The organism is Pseudoalteromonas sp. T1lg22, assembly GCF_002964645.1.
GTDB lineage: Bacteria > Pseudomonadota > Gammaproteobacteria > Enterobacterales > Alteromonadaceae > Pseudoalteromonas.
On sequence record NZ_PQBY01000013.1, the window covers coordinates 2,088 to 24,639 of the forward strand.

The 22,552-nt window shown below is 50.9% G+C and carries 21 protein-coding genes; 5 read left to right on the forward strand and 16 right to left on the reverse strand.

What is annotated here, in order from left to right; all coding sequences use genetic code 11:
• The 3 genes from C2M24_RS07120 to C2M24_RS07135 form a co-directional block, all read right to left on the reverse strand.
• Positions 1–1,593, reverse strand: a 1,593-nt coding sequence (locus C2M24_RS07120) for an Ig-like domain-containing protein (protein WP_233999514.1), incomplete at its 3' end; no start/stop codon positions are given.
• Positions 1,594–1,667: 74 nt separating this feature from the next.
• A complete protein-coding gene (locus tag C2M24_RS07125; RefSeq protein ID WP_105213777.1) occupies positions 1,668–2,567 on the reverse strand; it encodes an OmpA family protein in 900 nt (299 codons plus the stop codon).
• A gap of 892 nt (positions 2,568–3,459) precedes the next feature.
• Entirely contained in the window at positions 3,460–4,176 is a 717-nt protein-coding gene (locus C2M24_RS07135) for a hypothetical protein (RefSeq protein WP_105214540.1), read from the reverse strand.
• Between the two features lie 165 nt (positions 4,177–4,341).
• On the opposite strand from C2M24_RS07135, the gene C2M24_RS07140 reads away from it, so the two are divergent.
• A complete protein-coding gene (locus C2M24_RS07140) occupies positions 4,342–4,770 on the forward strand; it encodes a GNAT family N-acetyltransferase (RefSeq protein WP_105213779.1) in 429 nt (142 codons plus the stop codon).
• Between the two features lie 121 nt (positions 4,771–4,891).
• On the opposite strand, the gene C2M24_RS07145 is transcribed toward C2M24_RS07140, so the two are convergent.
• From C2M24_RS07145 to C2M24_RS07155, 3 genes are all read right to left on the reverse strand, one after another.
• Positions 4,892–5,548, reverse strand: coding sequence for a HEPN domain-containing protein (locus tag C2M24_RS07145; RefSeq protein ID WP_233999515.1), 657 nt, complete (start codon positions 5,546–5,548; stop codon positions 4,892–4,894).
• A 216-nt stretch (positions 5,549–5,764) separates the two neighbouring features.
• Positions 5,765–6,466: a purine-nucleoside phosphorylase gene (gene deoD / locus C2M24_RS07150; RefSeq protein ID WP_105201233.1), complete on the reverse strand. Its 702-nt coding sequence runs from the start codon at positions 6,464–6,466 to the stop codon at positions 5,765–5,767.
• Positions 6,467–6,477: 11 nt separating this feature from the next.
• Positions 6,478–7,710, reverse strand: coding sequence for a phosphopentomutase (locus C2M24_RS07155; protein WP_105213780.1), 1,233 nt, complete (start codon positions 7,708–7,710; stop codon positions 6,478–6,480).
• A 304-nt stretch (positions 7,711–8,014) separates the two neighbouring features.
• On the opposite strand from C2M24_RS07155, the gene udk reads away from it, so the two are divergent.
• The 4 genes from udk (at position 8,015) to C2M24_RS07175 (ending at position 14,392) form a co-directional block, all read left to right on the forward strand.
• Complete coding sequence (udk, locus tag C2M24_RS07160; RefSeq protein ID WP_105214542.1) at positions 8,015–8,644, forward strand: uridine kinase; 630 nt, start codon at positions 8,015–8,017, stop codon at positions 8,642–8,644.
• Positions 8,645–8,658: 14 nt separating this feature from the next.
• Complete coding sequence (locus C2M24_RS07165) at positions 8,659–9,882, forward strand: NupC/NupG family nucleoside CNT transporter (protein WP_105201235.1); 1,224 nt, start codon at positions 8,659–8,661, stop codon at positions 9,880–9,882.
• A 402-nt stretch (positions 9,883–10,284) separates the two neighbouring features.
• Positions 10,285–11,052, forward strand: coding sequence for a substrate-binding periplasmic protein (locus tag C2M24_RS07170; RefSeq protein ID WP_105213781.1), 768 nt, complete (start codon positions 10,285–10,287; stop codon positions 11,050–11,052).
• Between the two features lie 124 nt (positions 11,053–11,176).
• On the forward strand, positions 11,177–14,392 hold the full coding sequence (locus C2M24_RS07175; protein ID WP_105213782.1) for a S41 family peptidase: 3,216 nt from the start codon (positions 11,177–11,179) through the stop codon (positions 14,390–14,392).
• Positions 14,393–14,451: 59 nt separating this feature from the next.
• Here C2M24_RS07175 and C2M24_RS07180 read toward each other — a convergent pair whose 3' ends face one another.
• Genes C2M24_RS07180 through C2M24_RS07225 form a run of 10 tightly spaced genes read right to left on the reverse strand, consistent with a single transcriptional unit; the run spans position 14,452 to position 22,413 of the window.
• Complete coding sequence (locus C2M24_RS07180) at positions 14,452–15,141, reverse strand: hypothetical protein (protein ID WP_105213783.1); 690 nt, start codon at positions 15,139–15,141, stop codon at positions 14,452–14,454.
• Positions 15,129–15,857: a hypothetical protein gene (locus C2M24_RS07185; protein WP_105213784.1), complete on the reverse strand. Its 729-nt coding sequence runs from the start codon at positions 15,855–15,857 to the stop codon at positions 15,129–15,131. Before C2M24_RS07185 ends, C2M24_RS07180 begins: the two co-directional genes overlap by 13 nt.
• Entirely contained in the window at positions 15,854–16,195 is a 342-nt protein-coding gene (locus tag C2M24_RS07190) for a cupredoxin domain-containing protein (RefSeq protein ID WP_233998016.1), read from the reverse strand. Before C2M24_RS07190 ends, C2M24_RS07185 begins: the two co-directional genes overlap by 4 nt.
• A complete protein-coding gene (locus tag C2M24_RS07195) occupies positions 16,180–17,466 on the reverse strand; it encodes a sensor histidine kinase (RefSeq protein ID WP_105213785.1) in 1,287 nt (428 codons plus the stop codon). The genes C2M24_RS07190 and C2M24_RS07195 overlap by 16 nt, the downstream gene beginning before the upstream one ends.
• A complete protein-coding gene (locus C2M24_RS07200) occupies positions 17,463–18,137 on the reverse strand; it encodes a response regulator (RefSeq protein ID WP_105201242.1) in 675 nt (224 codons plus the stop codon). Before C2M24_RS07200 ends, C2M24_RS07195 begins: the two co-directional genes overlap by 4 nt.
• Before the next feature lie 15 nt (positions 18,138–18,152).
• A complete protein-coding gene (locus C2M24_RS07205) occupies positions 18,153–18,815 on the reverse strand; it encodes a tetratricopeptide repeat protein (protein ID WP_233999516.1) in 663 nt (220 codons plus the stop codon).
• 3 nt (positions 18,816–18,818) lie between these two features.
• Positions 18,819–19,604 carry an SDR family oxidoreductase gene (locus C2M24_RS07210; RefSeq protein WP_105213786.1) on the reverse strand — a complete coding sequence of 262 codons (786 nt, stop codon included), beginning with the start codon at positions 19,602–19,604 and terminating at the stop codon, positions 18,819–18,821.
• Positions 19,601–20,290, reverse strand: coding sequence for a TenA family transcriptional regulator (locus tag C2M24_RS07215; protein ID WP_105213787.1), 690 nt, complete (start codon positions 20,288–20,290; stop codon positions 19,601–19,603). Before C2M24_RS07215 ends, C2M24_RS07210 begins: the two co-directional genes overlap by 4 nt.
• A gap of 6 nt (positions 20,291–20,296) precedes the next feature.
• Entirely contained in the window at positions 20,297–21,730 is a 1,434-nt protein-coding gene (locus C2M24_RS07220) for an AMP-binding protein (protein WP_105213788.1), read from the reverse strand.
• Entirely contained in the window at positions 21,727–22,413 is a 687-nt protein-coding gene (locus C2M24_RS07225) for a thermostable hemolysin (RefSeq protein ID WP_105213789.1), read from the reverse strand. Before C2M24_RS07225 ends, C2M24_RS07220 begins: the two co-directional genes overlap by 4 nt.
• Between the last annotated feature and the right edge of the window lie 139 nt (positions 22,414–22,552).

Consider the following 22,552-nt stretch of genomic DNA (forward strand, 5'->3'; position numbering starts at 1 on the left):
AACCGTGATCGTGGTCACACCATCACTGATGGTGATGCTGTCGACGGTGGCGCCGGCTTCTACAACGCCAGAAAGGGTCACGCTGGTCGCCTCACTCGCGCTTAATAGCTCATCGCCGCCGTCGTCGAACGCAATGCTGTTTACGTCATCACCTGTGCTCGGCGCGCCCGTATCCAAGGTGGTGGTATCGGTGACCGTGCCTGTGTTCCCGGCAGCGTCGGTCACTGTCATGGTGACGGTCAGCTCGCCGTCGGCGAGACCTGACAGGTCTTGCCCAACGACGGTCAGGTTGCCGTTGCTATCCGTGCTGATCGCCGAGCTCGGTACCTTGATCGTCGTCACACCATCACTGATGGTGATGCTGTCGACGGTGGCACCGGCTTCAACAACGCCAGAAAGGGTCACATTGGTCGCTTCCTCTGCGCTTAATAGCTCATCGCCGCCGTCGTCGAACGCAATACTGTTTGCACCATCACCCGTGCTCGGTGCGCCCGTATCCAAGGTGGTGGTATCGGTCACGTTTCCTCGGTTACCAGCAGCATCTTCAACCGTCATGGTAACTGTCAACTCACCGTCGGCGAAAATACTGAGGTCCTGTCCGCTAATGGTCACGTTACCGTTTTCATCAACGCTAATTGCTGTAGGGTCAACCTCAATGTCGGTGGTACCGTCACTGATCACGACGCGGATGATTGATGCGCCTGTTTCGATTTGGCCACTTAAAGTGGCATCGGCCGCTTCCGTAGCGGATAATAGGTTATCACCGCCATCATCGAAGATGATGCTATTACCATCATCGCCATTACCTGGCGCTACGGTATCAATAACAACCTCGCCTTCAGCCTCCCCTTCGTTACCAGTTGGATCCGTCGCGATCACAACAACCGCGGTGGTGCCATCTTCTAATTCGGCAACGACGTCATCAGCAAGTGTCCAAGTACCATCGCCATTGTTGGTTGCTTCATACTCAATACCGTTAATGATAACGACCACTTTCGCATCTGGATCATTGACTGTGCCGTTGAGCTCGGGCGTTGTATCATTAGTAATTAAGTCGTTAAAAATGACGATTGGAGCTTCGATATCAAGGTTGTCTGGAGCAATACTGACCTTGTCGTCACTGTCACTTCCGCCATCAAGCGCCAATGCCGCTAATGCTGCACCGCCTAACACTAATGGCCACCACATTATACCTGAGTCGCTATCTTCGTAGCCTAAGCTTTGATAAGTCTCGTCGTCTTCGTCAAGTTTTTCTAACAGGTCTTCAGTCAAGCCGCTTTGCGGAACGAAGGAATAGTAATCTCCGTCTTCTGCTAAACCGAAAAACTTGGGTGGCGTGCTCAGGTCATAATAGCCAGTAATAATAACGTCTGCGATTGCGTCTGGCGCCGCATCACCAAAGTGAAGTTCCAAATTTTCGCCTTCACGTTTGAAGAGAACTTGTTGGGGCGCGACACCTGTTGCAGGGTCAAGTAGCTCGTAACGAACGTCGTTTTGAGCATTGATTGTCAATGCTCCCCCGTCAGTAGTTAAAGAGTGGCTCTCGACCACGCGCTCACCGCTGTAAACAATGATTTCATACCCTTTGACCATGACATCATCTCCGTAAATTTTATAAAAATAGCCAGCAAGCGCTTTCGCTTAGTAGGTGCGCTTGTAAATTAGAATTAGTTAGCCGGTAAAACACGCACTGTTACGCGTCGATTCGGTTGTAAACATTGAATCAAGGCATCTCGGCTTAACGAAGAAGGGCAATCCGTTACAACTGGATCCGCCGCACCAAAACCAAATACTTGGAGACTGCCGCTAAAACCTTTGTTTTTAAGGTAATTGGCGACGGTTTGTGCACGTTTCTCAGAGAGTGTTTGGTTGTAGTCGCGAGCACCCAGACGGTCGGTATAACCAGATACAGTAATACGCATAGAGTGGTCAGAGTGGGCCTCGATAAAGTTCACGACTTCGTCTAAAGGATGCGAGGCTACGACGTCGGTAAGTTCCGCTCCATCAAAAGCGAAGAGCGCTTCTGAATCAAAAGTAGACATTAGAGGTTCGGGCGTTACAGGTTCTTCTGGTGTGGCACAGTTAGCTTGGTGACGCGCCACCAAAAATGAGCGCGCTTCGCGGCCATCAATGACATCGCTAACACTACGGTGCGTCGAAACCTGGTAGGTAACTCCGGATGCTTGTGTGCTTGGTTGCAACTTGACGTAATACACAGAGTTTTCAGCAATAGGCAACTCTACTGAGACGGCTGTTGAGCCTCCTCGAGCGATTTGAAAAGTTTGCATACCACTGCAGGCTTGAATAACTGTGTATTGTTGCGGGTGCAGCCCAGAAATGACTTTTCCTTGAGTTGAGATAACGATCGAGTTCGTTCGTAAGGTCTCGGCATCAACAGGACCATCGTGGAAAAATACAATTTTTGCAGTAGCTTCTGCATCACTAATCTGAGAAGAAGCTTTGAGCGGTTGGCCAGTTAATAGAGAACCTGAGGTGGTACAGGCTACTAATGTTGCAGCGCAAACAAGCATACAGAGTAATTGAACGTGTTTTAGATAACTTTTCATTTTTTACTTTTCTCGGGAGCGTGTGAAACACCACACTTACTTGTGGACTGACAGAAAAATTAACTTCACCAATTAAGCAAGCGTTAAGTTCTTAACTTATGTTAAAAATAGTATTGTACGATAAGCACTCAATCGTCAAGGACGAAATGATAAAAAAGTACTAATACTTTAAGATTACTAATCAAGGCTTGTTTTTTTGCTTTTTGGAGAGAATTCACCTTTAAAAATAGAAGGTTAAAGTGAAGTGCAGACTATTATTCTCATTTTTCAATATTCGGAACTGTAGGACAATAGAGCTTTTATGCTGGAGCATGTTTTCCATATTGCAAAGCTTGATTAACAAATGAAATACAATCAATTAACCCACACTCAATAGCTTAGGCTTTAGTTTCCATTAGGCTTGATAAAGCGACTATTCGCCTATAACCACAAGGTTATCCTGTAATTTCAAATAGTCAGCACCGTCCGCAATCAAGTACTTTTTGACGTCCGATATTTCCATAATCATTACGCTAACCGACGATAGGCAAGATGCCTTTTTTGTAAATAGTGCGTTAACTAAAATGTGACATTTGAATTCTATATTCACCCGATCGAGCGCCTTGGTCGTACTTAAATGGCGGCGGGACCCGCTAACCTTCAGAAAGCACTGTTTCAACTCAAATGAGAAGCTTAGTTGTAATTTGCTCATTTATCGAACAACCACTCAATGTGGCGCGTTGAAATAAAACAACGTTTTTCAGTTCGAAAAACAGTCAATATTGAAAAAAGAGTTATCTAAGTTCTCGAGTGGGAGTTATCGAAGACACCCACTCTTATTCTTCACAGTCAGAGGTGGGTGTCTTGGTAATTTTTAAGATTTGAGATGGGTGTCTTGGTAATTTTTCCCTGCTCATTGTTGGCTCGATTCTGCCATACAGAATCCTTCTTTTTGAACGGCTCGTCGAGCTCTTGCTATCGGGCTAAAACGGACCCACCTGAATAAATAAAGCACGGCGATTTTTGTAATGGCACTGACACTCGCCAACAGCAAGAGCGGCCAACCTTGTGTAAGCCCCATGCTCAGAGAAAATGCGATAGTTGAAATGTCCATCAGTAAAATGAACGCACTCATTTTTCTATCCAGCGCCCCGGTCTCCCCCGCCTTAAGCACTAAGGTGATCTGACTGTAATAGCCATGCGCAATGAGCCCGGTAATACAGACTATCATTACCGCCATTATTTGCTGTCCTTGATCTTCATAAGCAGTTCCTATGACACCAAACAAAGCGCCTATCAAAAGTAGCGCCAGGGCCGCTGAAAAACATAGAAACGACGGCCGTGTCTTCCTGTCTCGCCATATTTCATAAAGAATGATACTAACCAGCACTGAGGCGCATAACCTAGGCCACACAATATAGTGATTGAAAGGCTCTATCGACATGCCATATACAAAGAAGGAGTAGTAGGCGAAGAAGCTAACCATAAACATTTTCAGCGACAGGATATGCGTTGGATTTTGTATGTGCTCTTGTTTCCTTCGCCATATGGTACGTACTTGTGAATACACCCCTATTAAACTAAATAAGATGAAGCAAGCATTGAGCGTTCCGAAAAAGTTAAACCACATTAGCATCTAATTCCAAAATTAGCATTGTCGACAATTTCAATTTACAAACCCATATAAACAATTTATTTATATGTATATCGAACATAATTGTCGACAATATGGATTTGAGATAAGTTTTATGTACGATGACGTTCGTTGCTTAAAGACACCAAAATGGAGAAGTAGATGGAAGTTAGGTTTATGGGTCAAGGTGACCTTCAAGACAAGGTGCTTGATGTACTCTTGCAGTTGCGCCCGCAGTACAGTCGTGAAAGTTTGCATGTGCAGATAGAGAAACAAAAAACGCAGGGCTATCAGCTAGTCTATGTGATATCGGAGGGCGAGGTGTTGGCGGTTGCCGGGTTCAGCATGGGCGAAAAACTCGCTTGGGGAAAGCACATCTATATTGAGGATCTGGTTACCAATGAAGCATACCGGTCAAAAGGCGTTGGCACTTTTTTTATGAACTGGTTTAAAAGCTATGCGAAACAAGTCGGCTGTACGCAGATCCACCTCGATTCAGGCGTGCAACGCTTTCCCGCCCATAAATTTTACCTCAGGGAAGGCTTTCGTATAGCCAGTCATCACTTTTCCATCGTGGAGGGTTTGGACTAAAAGCTACCAAGAGAGCTAAAGAACCCAAGGGCTGAAAGAGAGCCGCTAGAAAAACTGAGTAATAAACAAGACACCCACTCTTATACTTTAAGCTTTGAGATGGGTGTCTTGGTAATTTGCTTTATTCTACAACGGGGTAACTTGCTTCTCCCCAAAACTCTTGGGCGTTATCCATCATGATTTCAATTGTGAACGGAATAAACTTGGATAAGAAGGTAACCGCATCACGGACCTGAGCCCGGTTTGCTGAACTATTCCAGGTGGCGCCACCATGGATTATCTGGTTTCTTAATGTATATAGGCGAGAAAATATGACCGATAAAACGGCGGAGGTGTTTTTACCGCCGAGTGCTTTATTAGCATAGGAATTTGCGGCTTTGAAGCGCTCTTCCCATTCTTGTTCGGACTTTTTATGATTGTGGAAATCCCAAAAGGGCTGAAACACAAATTTGTTGTTTAACAATACCCTGATACTGCTGGCAAATTCATTCCAGACCAGATCTGCTAAGCGACCTTGCTCGTCCAGCTGACATAAGCGTTCGATAAAATTACGGAATGTATCTTGCTCGGTATAACGGTAACAATCGTCAATAACATTTGAGTATGCGGCATTAAAGGCTATCCAATAAAAGATAAACTGGGAGTCTTTATCCCCTTCCATCTGCTCTGCTTTATGCAGCCAGCTCAGTGCCCTGTGCACCCGCAAACCTATGTTTTCAGTGTATTCACTTCGTTCGCTACGCTGTCGCGCTTTTAAGCTCTGGTAAGTCACTTCCATATCAAATACCTAAGGCAATTCAAACACGTTAAAACAATATTAATAAGTTAATTGTTTTCCCTAGTCAAACGCCCACTATAAAAAAGACAAAGCGCTCTCCTTATCAGCAGGCAAAAAAAAGCCCCGCTAAAAAGCGGGGACTTTGAGGTTAACGTTTTTCACGTATTACCAAGGAACACTGATGTTGCAATCTAGGGTGGCCCCTAGGTGCATAAATTAGATTGATTCGAGGGCGATTTTCACCATCTCGTTAAAGGTGCTTTGACGCTCTTCGGCTGGCGTTGCTTCACCGGTGATCACATGATCGCTCACCGTAAACAGCGCCATGGCGTTGGCACCGTATTCGGCGGCCACACCGTAAAGACCGGCGGTTTCCATATCCACCGCCAGTACACCTAGCTTATGCAGCTCTTCGTAAAACGAGGAGTCGGCCTGATAGAAGGTATCCGTGGTAAACACGTTCCCTACTTTGGCATCGATACCCAATTCACGGGCGGCGCGTACGCCGTTTTCAAGCAAGCCATAGTTGGCCAGGGCGGCAAAATCGTAGCCACGTACACGGGCACGGTTAACATTGGAGTCGGTGCTCGCGCCCTGGGCAAAAATCACGTCGCGAATTTTGGTATCCGCAGCGATGCCGCCACAGGTACCGATACGAATAATGTTTTTCACGCCGTAGCTGACGATCAGCTCGCGGGCATAAATGGACATGGATGGAATGCCCATACCCGAGCCCATGATGCTCACCGGCTTACCTTTATAAGTGCCGGTAAAGCCGTACATATTGCGTACGCCAGTCACTTGTTTCGCATCGTCGAGAAAGTGCTCGGCAATGTATTGGGCACGCAGTGGATCGCCCGGCATTAATACCGTTTCGGCAAAATCGCCCTGGGCTGCGCTAATATGTGGCGTACTCATATCTTGTCCTCTTACTGTGCTGTGTCCGGCGTATCGAGCGAAAGCGCCGCAACAAAGCCGTTACCATATTCAAGTGTTGTTAGGTCAAACCATTGCGCCAGGGTCTGGCCGATATCGGCAAAACTCTCACGCTCACCCAGCGCCACGGCTTGCATGCCCGGGCGATAGGCGATTACCGGCACATACTCGCGAGTATGATCCGAGCCTGGGGCGGTGGGGTCGCAGCCATGGTCGGCGGTGATGATCAGCAGATCATCTTCTTGTAACTGCGCCAATACATGGGGCAAAAAGTCATCGAATACTTTCAATGCTTCGCCATAACCCACGGCGTTACGACGATGACCATAGAGTTCATCGAAGTCCACCAGATTGGTAAATACCAAGCTGTTGTCCGGCGCCTGTTTAAACACCTCGACGGTTTTTGCCAGCAGGTTTTCCAGGCCCGGCGCCTTAAATTTTTGGGTGATCCCCTGATGGGCATAAATATCGGCGATTTTGCCAATACTGATCACCTCGCCACCGGCTGCGGCCAGCTTATCCAGCACAGTCGGGGCCGGCGGTAACACCGAATAATCGCGGCGATTACCGGTACGCTTAAAATCATCCTTGTCATTGCCAACAAAGGGACGCGCAATCACGCGGCCAATGTTGTAGTCATCAAGCAGTGAGCGTGCAACTTCACATACCTGATACAAGTTATCCAAACCAAAGCTTTGTTCATGGGCGGCAATTTGGAACACGCTGTCGGCCGAGGTGTAACAAATTGGCTTACCCGTGCGCACATGCTCCTCACCGAGTTCGGCAATAATGGTCGTGCCCGAAGCATGACAATTACCCAAGATCCCGGGAATACCGGTGCGCGCTACCAATTCATCAATCAACTCGGCGGGAAAGCTGGGTGTGGTTAAGGGGAAATAACCCCAATCGAACAACACCGGCACACCGGCCATTTCCCAATGCCCCGACGGCGTGTCTTTGCCACTGGATAACTCCTTGGCATAACCCCACGCAGCCATTGGCTGTTGGCGATTGGCAACGTTAAGGATTCGACCAGACGCCGCCTCACAGGCATCGATCAAACCCAGTCGCGACAAGTTTGCCAGCGCCAGGGGTTCACCCCATCGCTGCTGGTAGGCATCTAAAATGTGACCCAGGGTGTTGGCACCAAGATCGCCAAAGGCCTCGGCATCGGGTGCCGCGCCAATCCCCAGACTGTCGGCCATCAAGATCATTGCTCGTGCCATACTTGCCTCGCTCTATTACGCTATGTTGCTCACTTTAACCACTTGATAAATTTACCAACAGGACAAAAGTCCTACACTAATTATAGGTTTGTTCTGGGCCTACGGGGTTCGCCGCTGATGTTTTTTCAAGCGGACATAAGTCCTTAATAAAAACCCGTTATAAAGGCTACATTTGTCGGAATAACGTGAGGATTTGCGTCACTTTTGGCGCGCATAAGCGCTAATGGATGGCATCAATTGAGATTATTCGTGGCGAATTTGCTAAAGTAATCAATTGTCTAATTTCAGTCTGGATGCTTTGTTTGTGACACAAACCATTATCGCCATTGCCGGTGCGTCTGCGTCGGGTAAGTCGTTGTTTAGCCAAACTATTTATAACGAACTGGTCAATGAGCTAGAGCCTGGGGCGATCGCCATTATCGAGGAAGACGCCTACTACCGGGATCAATCACATTTACCTATGGCGCATCGCGTCAAAACAAATTATGACCACCCCGATGCCTTTGAGCACGAATTGTTGGTCGAGCACCTGCGCAAATTGCGTGAAGGGTGCGCCGTGGATGTGCCCATTTATGACTATAACGAGCACACCCGCGCAAAGGAAACACGCCGCGTTTTATCGGCAAAGATCCTCATCGTCGAGGGTATTTTGTTATTAAGCGATCCGGCACTGAGAGATGAATTTGATATCAAGGTGTTTATCGATACGCCGCTGGACATCTGTCTGATGCGCCGTATGCAACGCGATATTGAAGAGCGCGGTCGCACAATCCAGTCGATTGTCGAACAGTATAAGCGCACCGTGCGACCAATGTTTTACCAGTTTATCGAGCCGTCCAAGCACAACGCCGACTTGGTGGTCACCCGAGGTGGTAAAAACCGCGTAGCAATTGACATAATAAAAAGTAAAATCAAACACCTACTACAAGAATAACGGGAACATCGGCAATGACAACATTAATGAGCCTGATCGGTATGCTGGTGCTACTGGCGATTGCCTACGGGGCATCAACAAACCGTAAAGCGATAAATCCACGCACAGTCGGCGTGGCATTTTTACTGCAAGTCATCATAGGTGGCTTTGTATTATTTTTTGAATTTGGCAAAAACATACTTGAAGCCATGTCTAGGGCGGTTGCCAAAATAATTGGCTATGCCACCGATGGCATCAGCTTTTTATTCGGTCCCTTGGCCAAGGAAGACACTCTAGGCTTTTTATTCGCCTTTCAGGTGTTGCCGGTTATCGTATTTTTCTCATCCCTGGTGGCGGTCTTGTATTACCTCGGCATCATGGATTGGGTGATTAAATTCTTAGGTGGCGCGCTGCAAAAGCTATTGAAAACGTCGCGCCCCGAGTCGCTCTCGGCCACCGCCAATATTTTCGTTGGCCAAACCGAAGCGCCTTTGATAGTTAAACCTTTTATAACCACCATGACCAAGTCGGAGTTATTCGCGGTCATGGTAGGTGGCTTAGCCACGGTGGCGGGCTCGGTCATGGCCGGTTATGTAAAGATAGGCGTTGAACTGCACTACCTGATTGCTGCCAGCTTTATGGCCGCACCCGGTGGTTTCCTGATGGCCAAAATGATAGTGCCGGAAACGGAAACCCCGAAGGAAACCCTGGCAGAGCTCGATACCGAGCATGAGCAGCCGGTTAACGTCATCGATGCCGCGGCCGCTGGTGCCTCAAGCGGTATGCAACTGGCGCTGAACGTAGGCGCCATGTTGCTGGCTTTCGTAGCGCTTATCGCCCTGCTTAATGGTGTATTAGGCTGGTTTGGTGGCTTCTTCGATAACCCGGAGCTGACGCTACAACAGATTTTAGGTTATGTCTTCGCCCCGGTCGCCTGGTTATTGGGTGTGCCTTGGGATGAAGCCATGCGAGCCGGTAGTTTTATTGGCCAGAAATTAGTCGTAAATGAGTTCGTCGCTTATTTGGACTTTGTAAATTATCGTGATGAGTTAAGTGAGCACACACAAGCAATCGTAACCTTTGCACTGTGTGGTTTCGCTAACCTGTCATCGATAGCCATCTTACTAGGCGGGATTGGCGGTATGGCGCCAAGCCGGCGGAAGGACATCGCACGTCTAGGGCTCAGAGCAGTGTTGGCAGGATCTATGGCCAACCTTATGAGCGCCGCAATTGCTGGGTTTTTCCTCTCTATTGCTTAGAAAGAAAGAGAAGCCAGAGTTGCAAAACAGGGTCTCAGACCTAGGTTGTTGCCTTAAGGGGTTAAGGCAGCGGCTAACTTGAACGATACTTCACCAAAGGGCCGCAAGGCCCTTTTATCGTTTCTGCGCCCTACTAATACCAATTCACTTAAATAGCTAATCATTCTAGCGGGCTAAATGTCATGCTCACGGCGTTGGAATTTTTCGATGTAGAGTAACTACATAAGAAAAATTCCACCTTGTTATCACATCATTTATCCGGCGCTATATCTGCTCACATACTTAACAGAATTGGTATAAATCCATTAAAGTACCCAAATAAGGAATATTTTCTTCGTTATTAGGTGCATTCTTCATTGCATTTATCTATGCTTAGGGGAATTATTGGCTTAAGGAAAGAGCATGCCCCCCTTGCTGCGAACGTCACTCCCCTTGTTATGTTTCCTATGCGCACTTCTATCCTTTAACAGTGCTGCGGATGACGCCGTGCAGGTGGTGACCGAACTGAGCCCGCCGAACCAGATTTTAATCAATGACAATATCGGCGGCAGCAGCACGGATATCGTTCGTCATGTGCTCAGCGAAGCGAATGTGGATGCCGACATCAACATCTACCCCTGGGCTCGGGCCTTTTACCTCGCCAAAAAGCAGGCCAATACGCTGATCTACAGTTTAGCGAAAACACCGGAGCGCGAGCCGCTGTTCCACTGGCTGGGCAAGGTCGCCTATTTTCGCTTGGGCTTTGTCAGCTTAGCTTCGAGCAAACACATCAACATTAAACAACTCGAGGACGCCCGTGCCTATCGCATTGCGGTGCAGCGCGATGACATCAGCGCCTTGTTTTTTGTTAAGCGCGGCTTTACCGTGCTGCAAACAACGGATATCAAGCACTCCTACCGCCTCTTGCTTTCCGGTAAGGTGGATCTGATCATCGATGACCCTAACTATGTCGGTGCCATGGCGCAGCAATTTAATCTGCCCGCCAGTCATTTGCGTTTTATCAGCGCCATCGAAGAGCTCAGCGTCTACGGCTATTTGGCGGCCAACAAAGATTTGGACGCCACCACGGTGGCCAACATCAAGGAAGCCTTCGCCGCCATCGAAGATACACCCTGGTACCAGCAAAAGCTGCGCAACCCCTATCATGAGCTGCAAACCTTTAATGACTAGCGCCGCTGAGGGTCTTTTAAACGGCCATCTACATAATTTTTAACAAACTTTTAGTCGCACCTCGGTCGCAGTTATCCGCTCCCTTGCTATGATGTAACAGTCTCCCCAAAAGGATAGGATAACCATGAAAACAATAACGACCTTGGCTTTAGCGGTGGCAACCACGCTCGCCCCCTGGGTGTCGGCCTATGAAACAGAAGACACGCGCCTGTTGCGCTTCCCCGATATTCACAACGAGCATGTCACCTTTATCTACGCCGGTGATGTGTATGTGGCTAACACCGCAACCGGTGCCAGCCAACGTCTGACCGATCATGTTGGCTTTGAGACCTTTCCTAAATTCTCACCGGACGGTGAGCGCATCGCCTTTGCCGCCGAGTACAACGGCAGCCGCCAAATTTACGTGATCAACCGCGATGGCTCCGGGCTAAAGCAACTGACTTACTATAACGATGTTGGCCCTATGCCGCCGCGCGGTGGCTATGATTACCGGGTGTTGGATTGGACCCCAGATGGCAAAAACGTGGTCTTCCGTGCCAACCGTACACCTTGGGGCAAGCGCATGGGTCGCCCCTATATGGTGCCGGCGGATGGCGGCTTAGAGCAGCCGCTGGCTATCCCCGAAACCGGTGGCGGCATGCTCTCTCCCGATGGCGGTCAGTATGTGTACACCCCCATCGACCGTGAGTTTCGAACCTGGAAGCGCTCGCGAGGCGGTCGGGCCCAGGATGTGTGGGTGTATGACTTAGAAAACAACACCTCCACACAACTGACCAGCAGTCGCGCCACCGAGCAGCAACCGACCTGGGTGGGCGACAACATCTATTTTGTTTCCGACAGCGACTACACCCTGAATCTGTATCAATACCGCGAGGGAGCCGAGGCGAAAAAGCTCACCAATCACGCGGACTTTGACGTGCTCTGGCCATCGGCCGGCCCTAACGCCCTGGTCTATGAAAATGGCGGCTACCTCTATCGCTTTGACCCAATTACCGAGCAAAGCACCAAGCTCACCATTAATATCGCCGGTGTACGCCAGTACGCCATGCCATACAGCAAGAATGTCAGCGAGTTTATCGACTCCATGTCACTGTCTCATGATGGCAAACGCGCCCTGTTCACCGCCCGTGGTGAGCTCTTTAGCGTACCGGTGAAACAAGGGCCCACACGCAACCTGTCCTATACGCCAACGGGGCGTGAAATTGACGCCAGCTGGTCGCCCAATGGTCGCTACATTGCCTATATGAGCGATGAAAGTGGCGAATATGAGATTTACCTAAAAGATCGCGCCAATAACAATGCGGTGAAACAACTCACCGACAACGGCACCATTTGGCGTTTTACCCCGGTGTGGTCGCCGGATAGTTCAAAACTGCTGTTTGCAGATAAGAACCACACCCTGTGGTGGCTCGATGCAAAATCCGGTAAACAACACAAAATCGATACCGGCCTGTACGATGAAGAAGGTATTCAGCAATACATCTGGTCGCCCAACAGCGAAGACATCGTCTTTGTGAAAAACAACGAAAACCGCTATGCCTCGCTCTGGCACTACAATACCGATGAGCAAACGGTGACACGTTTAACCGATGAGATGACCAATGAGCACAGCCCGGCCTTCTCACCGGATGGCCAATACCTGTACTTTACCTCTGAGCGCGACTTCAACCTTGCCTTTAGCAGTTATGAGTTTGACTACATGTTTAACCGCGCCACGCGCATTTATGCCGCCGCGGTCAACAATAAGATCACACCCTTAATTGCCCTGCAAAGTGATGAAGCGGCCATCCTGAGTGACGATGACGACACCAAAAAAACAAGCAAAAAGACTCAGCTGCAAAGCAGTGGCTTTATGCAACGGGTGACCGCTCTTAACGCCCCGGCGGGAGACTACAACGCCTTAGCCGGCGTCGAAGGCGGTGTCCTGGCGCTAAGTAAGGGCGACTTGCAGTTACTTGGCACCGAGCACGACGCTGAACTGAAAACCGTGGCCAAGGGTGTTAGTGGCTATGTGCTCTCCAGCAACCGTGAACATGTTTTGGTACAAGCGGGTAAGGACTACAGCGTTATTGCCCCGAAAGCGGATCAGGATTTGAACGCAGCCAAACTGGATTTAACCAAGATGACGCTGAAAATCGACCCGCAAATCGAGTGGCAGCAAATGTATGTGGAAGGCTGGCGCACCTTGCGTGATTGGTTCTATGATGAAAACCATCATGGTCAGGATTGGGATGCTATCTTGGCTAAATATCAGCCGCTGGCCAATGCCGTGGCGCACCGCGCCGATCTTGACTATGTGCTGAGCGAAATTGCCGGTGAGATCAATGCCGGTCACATCTATGTGCAATCCGGAGACATGCCTAAGGCCGAGCGTAAAAAGCACGGTCTGCTGGGCGCCAAACTGGCGAGCCACAGCTCGGGTTATGTTCAAATCGAGCATATTTTCCAAGGCGAAAACTGGCATGAAGACTTCCGCTCCCCACTAGGCACCACGGGCGTTAAAGCCAGCGACGGAGACTTCATTATTTCCGTTAACGGCCGCCCGGTCACCCAGGTGAGTAACTTCTATGAATTGCTGGAAAACACCCAGGGTGAGCAGGTTGAACTGCTAATAAACTCCAAACCAAGCCAAAAGGGTGCCTGGAAGGTCAGCGTCAAGCCGGTGGCCAGCGAGCAAGGCCTGCGTTATCTGCAATGGGTGAATGAGCGCGCCGACTATGTGGCCAAGCTTTCCAATGGCCGGATTGGCTATGTGCACTTGCCCAACACCCATTACGAAGGCAACCGTGCCATGTTCAAAAACTTTATGCCGCAAACCACCAAGGACGCCATGATCATCGACGACCGCTACAATGGCGGTGGCTTTATTCCCGAGCACATGATCACCTGGCTGGCACGTAAGCCGCTAAACTACTGGAAGCGCCGTGGTGTTGAGCCGACGAAAACTCCGCAGTTTGCCCACGATGGTCCTAAGGCCATGCTAATCAATGGCTATTCCAGCTCCGGCGGTGATGCCCTGCCTTACTATTTCCGTCAGGCGGGTTTAGGTAAGCTGATTGGTACTCGTACCTGGGGTGGCTTAATCGGTATTTCCGGCAACCCGAACCTGGTCGATGGCGGTCAGGTGATTGCGGCGACCTTCCGCATCCTGGATAACGAGGGAAATTGGATCATCGAGAATGAAGGCGTAACGCCGGATATCGAGGTGATTGATCGTCCTGAGCTTATTTATCAGGGTAAGGATCCATCCATCGAGCGCGCCGTTGAAGAGCTACTTAAGGAGCTTGAGGCCAATCCGAGACAACCACTGAGCGTGCCGCCGGCACCCAGTAAGTTTTAAGTAAAACCTAGGGTCTGTTTATCTTCGTTTCTTGCGCAGATAAACAGACAACCCACATTTTAAAACTCGAACTCCAGGGCCAGGCGAAAGCTATGGTCCTTACCGCCATGCCCCACTTCGCTGATAAAGCCCGCTTCCCATTTTAGCTGATGCTGACCGTCATAACGGTGCAAACCGATAAAGCCCGGGCCGACACCGACAAAGTCTTCGCCGCTGTAGAGCTCTAATGCCGGTTGAAACGCCGAGCGCAAACGGTAACGATATTGCGCCCGAAACTCCGACTCCCACTCTGAATCAATATCACTGCCCCACTCGTACACCAAGAAGGCATTGACCGTGAGGCTGGTGATGCCGAACTCTTTTTCGAACAAGAGGCCGGAAGTGATCTCATAGTTATCTTCTTTGTGCTGCTTTTCTATTTCAAATAGGGCGCCAAAATCGGCCCAATAACGCCCCTGCTCGACCATTTGCCAGCGCAACTCCGCTTCATAGGCGGCCAGACCAAAATCGCCTTCATCGTCGCGCTCACCGACACCATAGACTTCCAGGCTCAGGGTTTCACTAATGGCACCGCCAACACCAAAGCGTTGCGCCAGCACATTGCCTTCATCGGTTTGTCGCGACACCAGACGCCATTCAAGCTCCTTTTCATAGGGCAGGACATAGGGATGGTAGACCTTATCGACCACCATGCCATCGGCCCAACTGCTGGCACTCAGCAGCAATAAAGCCCAGGTTAAATATCGCATTCTTGTCTACTCCGTTGCCATTTTGCTGCCCCTAGCAGCGCCAACAGCGTCAATATATACACCCATAATGACAGCGAACTGGGGGTCGCTTCATAACCCACTACCACCTTGGCCAAACGGCCAAAAATACTGTGCTCGTCCAACAGGGTGCGCAGATCCACCAAGGGGGAAGGCATGGTTAATAAGCCTGCACCGGCGGCAATATCCAGCATGCCAACCATGGAGCCGGCAATATGCATGCTAAATAGGCCGAGTACCCCCCAAGGCCCGTAGTGCTCGGCCAACCAGGTAAGAAAGAAATAAAATAAAATGGCAAAACTACCGACTATGCCCACCCCGAGACACACCCCCAGGGCACGAGCCAGCTCCATCTGCCCTTGCAGCAGCCAGGGTAAGTAGTGACTCAAATATAAACAGCTGGCACTGGCCAACAGCAACACAAAACTGGCCCATAGCCGCAGCGCTAAGCCGCTGAGCGCCGCCAGCACCAATAGGGCCACCAGCAGCATTTGTGAATACTCAAAGCCCAGGTAATCAAACCACTGACTGATCTGCTCAAGCGAGAGGATATAGCTCAATGTCGGCACCACCAGCCACAGGGCTAAAATAAGCCAGCGCTTTCGACCCAAGGGCTTAACGTGCAACACCAGGGCAAACACCAGCAACACCGCCGGCGGCAACAATTGATTGATGGTCACTAATAAACTGTTGATCATGGCCTTTGCTCCGCAAATGGCACCGCTACCAGGGTTCCCCGTGCGGTGTCGGGGGCAAATTCGCCAAAAAAGAAGTACTCACCGGGGGCCAGAGGGCCGACATAGATAACGTTAATGCGCCCGGGGAACAGCACCTTCTCGCGGTTTAAATCAAAGCTGTCGAACTCTTCCGGGTCGCCGTCGAGGTTGTGTACCAAGAGGCGAATTTTTTCACCGCTCGGCACTTCCATGCGCGCCGGATAGAAAAGGTGATCCTTGAGCACCAGCTTAAACTCTTTGAGCTCGGCGAACGCCGGCATACTCAGCAGCATCAATATCCATATCAATCGCTGCATAATGTCTCCCGCTGTACCGCCATGGTAATGATCACTTCTAATCCGCCCCACTCACTTTGCTTGAGTTGCACCTCGCCCTGATAGAGACCTATCACATGCTGGACTATGGCCAAGCCCAAACCCGCACCGGGAATATGAGCTGGGTGCGAGTCGCCGCCAACGCGAAAGAAACGATCAAAAATGCGCTCCCGTAACTCGCTGGCAATGCCGGGACCGGAGTCGGCCACCCGCAGCTCAATATTATCACCTCGGTCGGCCAAGTGAATGGCAATACGGCCATTAGCCGGGGTGTATTTCACCGCGTTGCTAATGATGTTTTTCAACATCACATTAAGGGTAAAGGGCTCACCGATAACCTCGCGACACTCGCCGCTTAAGCTGATATCCAGATTTTTCTGCGCTATTTGCGGATAGAGCTCGGCGATTAACTGCTGGCAAATATGCGCCAGCGACTGCTTGGCCAGTTTGTCCTGCCACTGCTGGGAGGAAGTCCGTCCCAGGGCCAGCATTTGCTCCACCAAATGATTAAGGCGGTCGACACTCAGGCTCAGCGCTTTGGCATCCTCATCATTATGACGCTGTAATAAGTTGTGCAGGTTGATTTTCATCGCGCTCAAGGGTGTGCGCAGCTCATGGGCGGCATCGCTGGCAAAGTAGCGCTCACGCAAATAGGCCTGCTCGGTGCGCCGCAACAGGGCATTCAGGGTGTCCACCACGGGTTTGATTTCCGAGGCCTTGGCTTCGGTGCACAACATGGAAAAGTCATTGGCGGCACGTGTTTTGAGCTCGCGAGAGAGTAAGGTGAGGGGTTGTAAGGCGCGCTTCACCGCCAGACTGATAAACACCGCCAATAAAGCAATGCCGAGCAACATGGGCAACATCAGGGCGATGATCAATTGCTCCGACAGGGCAAAACGCTCACTGATGGGCTCGCCCAGCACCACGCAATCTATTTGCCGGCAATAGGTGGCGATACGCAGTCGTTGCCCTTGGCTGTTAATGGTTTGCAGGCCCTGGGGCGGCACCTTGGCGAGTAAGCTTTCGCTTCCCCCCACTAAAGTATCGCCTTGCCAACGCTGCCAAAATTGCGCCTGTTGCTTGGGCAGGGCCTCGGGAGCAACGGCAAACAGCAATTGGGTGCGGGCCTGGAGATGCTGGTCAAACAAGGCATCGGCACGGGCCAAACTGCGTTGATAGCCCTGGGCCAGGGCTAAAAACAGGATAAGCACCAGCATGGCCAACAACAGCATCATCAGCTTGGTGCGAATGCTCAAGGTTCGCCGCCTTCATTGGTGGCCAACACATAGCCGATGCCACGCAGGGTTTTGATCATCTTGGCCGGCAACTTTTTACGTAAATGGTGAATATGTACTTCGATGGCGTTGGAGCCAAGCTCCTCCCCCCATTGGTACAGCTTTTGTTCCAGCTGCTCCTTGGACTGCACCCGACTTTGGTTTTCCATTAACGCCTTCAACAGCATGTACTCCTTGCGCGGCAGATTGAGCGAGGCGCCATCGACACTGACCTGATGGGCACCGAGATCCATTTGCACCGAACCACATTGCAATATGCTTGATGCCACACCAGTGACGCGCCGGCCCAGCACCCGCAAACGTGCTAATAGCTCGTCCACGGCAAAGGGCTTGACCAGGTAATCGTCGGCGCCCAAGTCCAGGCCCTGAATTTTGTCATCCAGGCTGTCACGGGCGGTGAGGATAAGCACCGGTAAGGGCTTAGCGCGACGTTTAATATCCGCTAGCAGGCTTAAGCCATCGCCATCGGGCAGGCCGAGGTCGAGGATCACCAGATCCACATCATCATGGGCCACCATGGGCCGCGCCTCGGCCAAACAGGTCACCGATTCCACCGCATAACCCTCGTGAGCCAGGGTACGGCTCAAGCCTTCATTAACGATGACATCGTCTTCCACCAGTAACAACCGCAATCCCTGTCTCCTTTGTTAGCGTTTTAGCTTGCGCTCCACCTTAGCCAGTAACTGAGCCACCTCTTGCTGGCGATATTTATCGGCCAGTGGACGCTCGGCGCGTGGCGCTGCTGCCTGGGCACGCAATAAATGCGCTTTCGCTTGTTTATACTTCCTTTCATCATAGAGGAACTGAGCATAAAAGTAATTAATATCAATGCCGTCAGGGTTGATAGCCAAGGACTTTTTAAACAACTCCTGAGCCTTCTCATCATCGCCAAAACCGATAGGCCAGCCCGGCACCTGCGCATACAGGGTACCTAAACTGGTGTAGGCCGAACCTTGCAGTGCTTCGCCATTGATGCGCATGGCCATTTCAAAGTCTTTTTTCGCTTCTTTAGCCAGACCTAAGGCCCCCAAGCCGCCCTTTGCACCGGCGTAACTGGAATGAATAATGCCAGACCAGATATGGCCTTCGGCCTCATCCGGATGTGCCTGACGATAGCTTTGCGCACTCTTCGCCAGCTCGGCGAAGGCACCCTCTTGATCGTCGCCCTTGAGCTCATAATTTACATGGGCCCACTGGCGCATCAGTTGTTGCAGGCTCATCTGCTCATCGGCACTGGACAAGGTACTTTGAGAAAAGGCACTTTGAGACAGGGCCGCGGCCACAAGAGCCATTGCGAAATAGGGTTTCATAGTTCACCTCATTAATTGTTTAATGGTCGCAAGTTGTTTCGCTAGGGCGTTATCCACCACCTTGGGCAGTAACGCATTGATTTTTGCAAATAAGGACTCTTTGGCCCCGACACTGCGGCGGCGCTCGTCAGAGTCGAGTAAACGCATAAATTCTTCGGCCACATACTCCGGCGTATCCATGGCGTTACCCAATGCCTTATTGAGTGCCGTGACCTTGTCGCTGTTGATGGCCGTTTGTGTGGCACGCGGGGCAAAGTATTTAACCCGCACCTGAGTATCACTTAGCTCTCTGGCCAGCGCTTCACTAAAACCGCGCAAGGCAAACTTGGTGGCACAGTACTGGGCCTGTAACGGGTAACCTATGGCGCCAAACGAGGAGCCAATATTCACTATGGTGCCGCCACCTTGTCGCAGCAGAGGTAATAACCCTTGAGACAGCAACATGGGCGCACGGACATTGACCGCCAGCGCCGCGTCGAGATCACACTTGCTCAGGGATTCAAAGGGCACCATGGTGTTCACCCCGGCGTTGTTGACCAACAAATCACAGCGGCCAATATCGCCAAGTAGGTCCACCACCCGGCTAATATCGGCGTCGTTGCTTAGATCCACCTGTAAGGCCAGATGATAAGACGCCTCGTCGCTTGGCAACTGTTGGCGCACCTGCTCCAAGGCCGTTAGATCGCGACCGAGTAAGATCATCCGGTAATTGCGGGCCGCCAATCGTTTGGCGATGGCACCGCCGATACCGCCGCTGGCTCCGGTCAAAACCGCAATCGGCGCGCTCATAACGCCTCCACTTCGGCGCTCAGGGGCGCCAGTCCATGGTTAGTATCCAGGGTGCGGAACATGTCGCCGTAGAGACGATAAAAACGCTTCGCCGCATTCACTATCACCTGCTGATCCTGCTCGTCGGTAATACGGTCCATCAGCCCCTGGAAGAACTTCACATGCTCTATATCCAAGGCACCATGGGAGGTGAGATAGCTAAAGGCTTTTTTTGGCAGCCCCAGCTTAGTGCGTATGGTGTCGGCGGCATTGTCGGCCAGCGCAATGGACGTGCCTTCAAGCACATGAACCATGCCGAAGAAACTGAGCGGCGAAATACGCGCTATGCTGTCGTAGGCATAGCTGACCATCATCTCGGTGGCAAAATTGGGCTCGCTGTAACGGGCCTGCTCTTTATCAAAACCACAGGCCTTGATGTCATTGAGCACCCATTCCTGATGTCCCAATTCTTCTTCTATGTATTCGGCAATGGCGTCGCGTAACCATTCCTGCTCGCTGCTAATGCGGGCGCCACAGGCCATCAAAAGTGGGATGGTGTGTTTAACGTGATGAAAGGCTTGTTGTAAAAAGGCCACATAAAGGTCGACGCTGACCTGACCGGCCAACGCCTTTTGGATCACCTCGGCAGACAACAGGTATTGACGCTCTTGTTCGGTTTGTTCGACCAGTTTTTGGAAAAATAACATAGCGGACTACTCCTGATATAACTGAGAAATTTGTTGTGAAAAGTGCGCATTAATAGCTGGGCGCTTGGGCCTTTGATTGGCACTAAGCAAGCCCTCGGCAGTACTGAGCGGCGCACTTAAACGCAGGGTTTTAACGATTTGCGCATACTCGGGCAGTTGCGCATTAGTGGCGTCGATAAGCGCCTCTAGCTGGGCGTCATCGACGGCCTCATGACAATAAATAAGGGCGCTCAAAAAAGCCTGACCTTCACCGACCACCACGGCTTGCAATATGGGCCCATGACTAAGCAAGAGCGACTCGGGCCACTCCGGGGAAATATTGCGCCCGGTGCTCAGAATAAGCTGGTTCTTTTTACGGCCAAGAATATGCAACTCGCCATTGTCCATGCGCACCAGATCGCCGGTGGCAAAGCCTTGTGACTGAGTGTTCGGCTCGCCAAGGTAACCAAGGAAGGTCGGTGCCTTGATGATCATTTCATCATCGCGTATTTCATAACGAACATGCGCCAATGGCTCGCCCACACCGGCGCCGTCGCCCGTTGCTAAACTCACCACCGAGCCGGCCTCAGACAAGCCATAGCCCTGATACACGGGCAGACCCAGATCATGGGCTCGTGCTATTAACTGAGGCGCAACCTTGGCACCACCGACGGCTATAAAGGTTAAAGAACTGGGTGCCTGCCAACCCGAAGCGCAGGCTTGCACCAGGGCTTTTAATAATTCCGGCACCAAGATCAGGGTATTGGGCTCTACCTCGCTAATGGTGGCCAAGAGCTTTTGTGGGGTAGTTAACCGGGCGCCGTCGAAGCCTAAGGCTGCCAGCGAAGGCACATAAATATCGCCACCGGCCAACATGGGCGCATAAATTCCGGCTACGTTTTCAAGCAACACGGGTAAGGGGAGCAGACATAAATGCTTGGGCGCATCCACCGCGGTGCGACTGACCAAGGACTCGGCGACATCAAACATATGCGCCGTGGACAGGCACACGCCCTTAGGTTGACCTGTAGAGCCTGAGGTAAAGGTAATTTTTTGCGTTCCTTGGGGCACTGCGTGCTCGGGAGCCGCCAGATTACTCGGTTGCAGGGCAATGCTTTCACTGCCTATAGTCCAGGTTTCTATGCCATTTTGTGCGGCGTTTTTTGCCTGGTCGGCGGCGCCAATAATAAGTTCGGGACGCGCCTTATCCAGGGCAAACTGGCGTTGCTCGGGCGAAAAGAAGGCTGGCAAGGGCAAGGACACTATGCCCGCCTGCATCAGGGCAAAATCAACCACCAGCCAGGGCAGGCCATTATCCAGCGCCACCGCCACACAGCTTAACTGCATGTCCTTTAGGTGCGTAGCCAGGCGTTCCACTTGCTGCCAAAACTGCGCTGCATCCATGTGCTGTTGCTCATCGACCACTTGGCCGTGCCAAAGGCTGGTTAATTCGGCCATCATAAATGCGCCACCTCAACGGCCAGATTAGCGATATCATTCTGATAGGACTTGGCAAAATAGGACAGGGTGTCGGTGCTATCCACATGCTTACAAACCTGCGCCACGTCCACCACACAGACCTGAGGTGTATTGGTGTAATAACTGCCCCAACTCAGTCCGCAATCTGCCAGGCGCTCCGGCTTGGCATCGCCAAGTACTTCGAAGGGCGCACCAATGCGAGTAAGCAGGTTACGAATATGAGCGGTGGCACAAAATACCAGTTTGCGTTTATCGGCTCGTTGCAGCGCTTTGGCCAAGACTACAAAGTGTGCCAGCGTTGCCTGACTGTGGGTGGACACCAAATTACCCAGCTCGATACACTGAGACGGCAGGCATTGCCATTGCTGCAGGTGCTCGGCTAGTGGCTGATCCAAATATTGGTTAATAAACAAAGGCTGGCTGGCACTGCGCAAACCAAAACAGCAATAGCGCTGCTCGGAGTAACCAAGACAGGCCAACAGCGGCATAAACTCCTGCACATCGGCGCCATAATGCTTGGCAAACCCCGCTTGAATACGGGTCGCCAAACTGCGATGGATGGGCTGCTCTGAATTGGCAACAAAATAACCCTGAGCAAGATACGCGGGCTCGGGTAACAGATATTGCGACTGCATTGTGCCGTAGCTGAGCGATAAAGATTCCATAACAAACCCTACTGAAGATGAGGCGATGGAATCAATTTAGAAAGCGAAACTTAAGAAAGTCTTAAGAAACTTAAAAAAGAGAAAATAATTAATTTGCTGCGCCTGCACGCGCTTACCGTGCACAGCCATTGACGAGCGC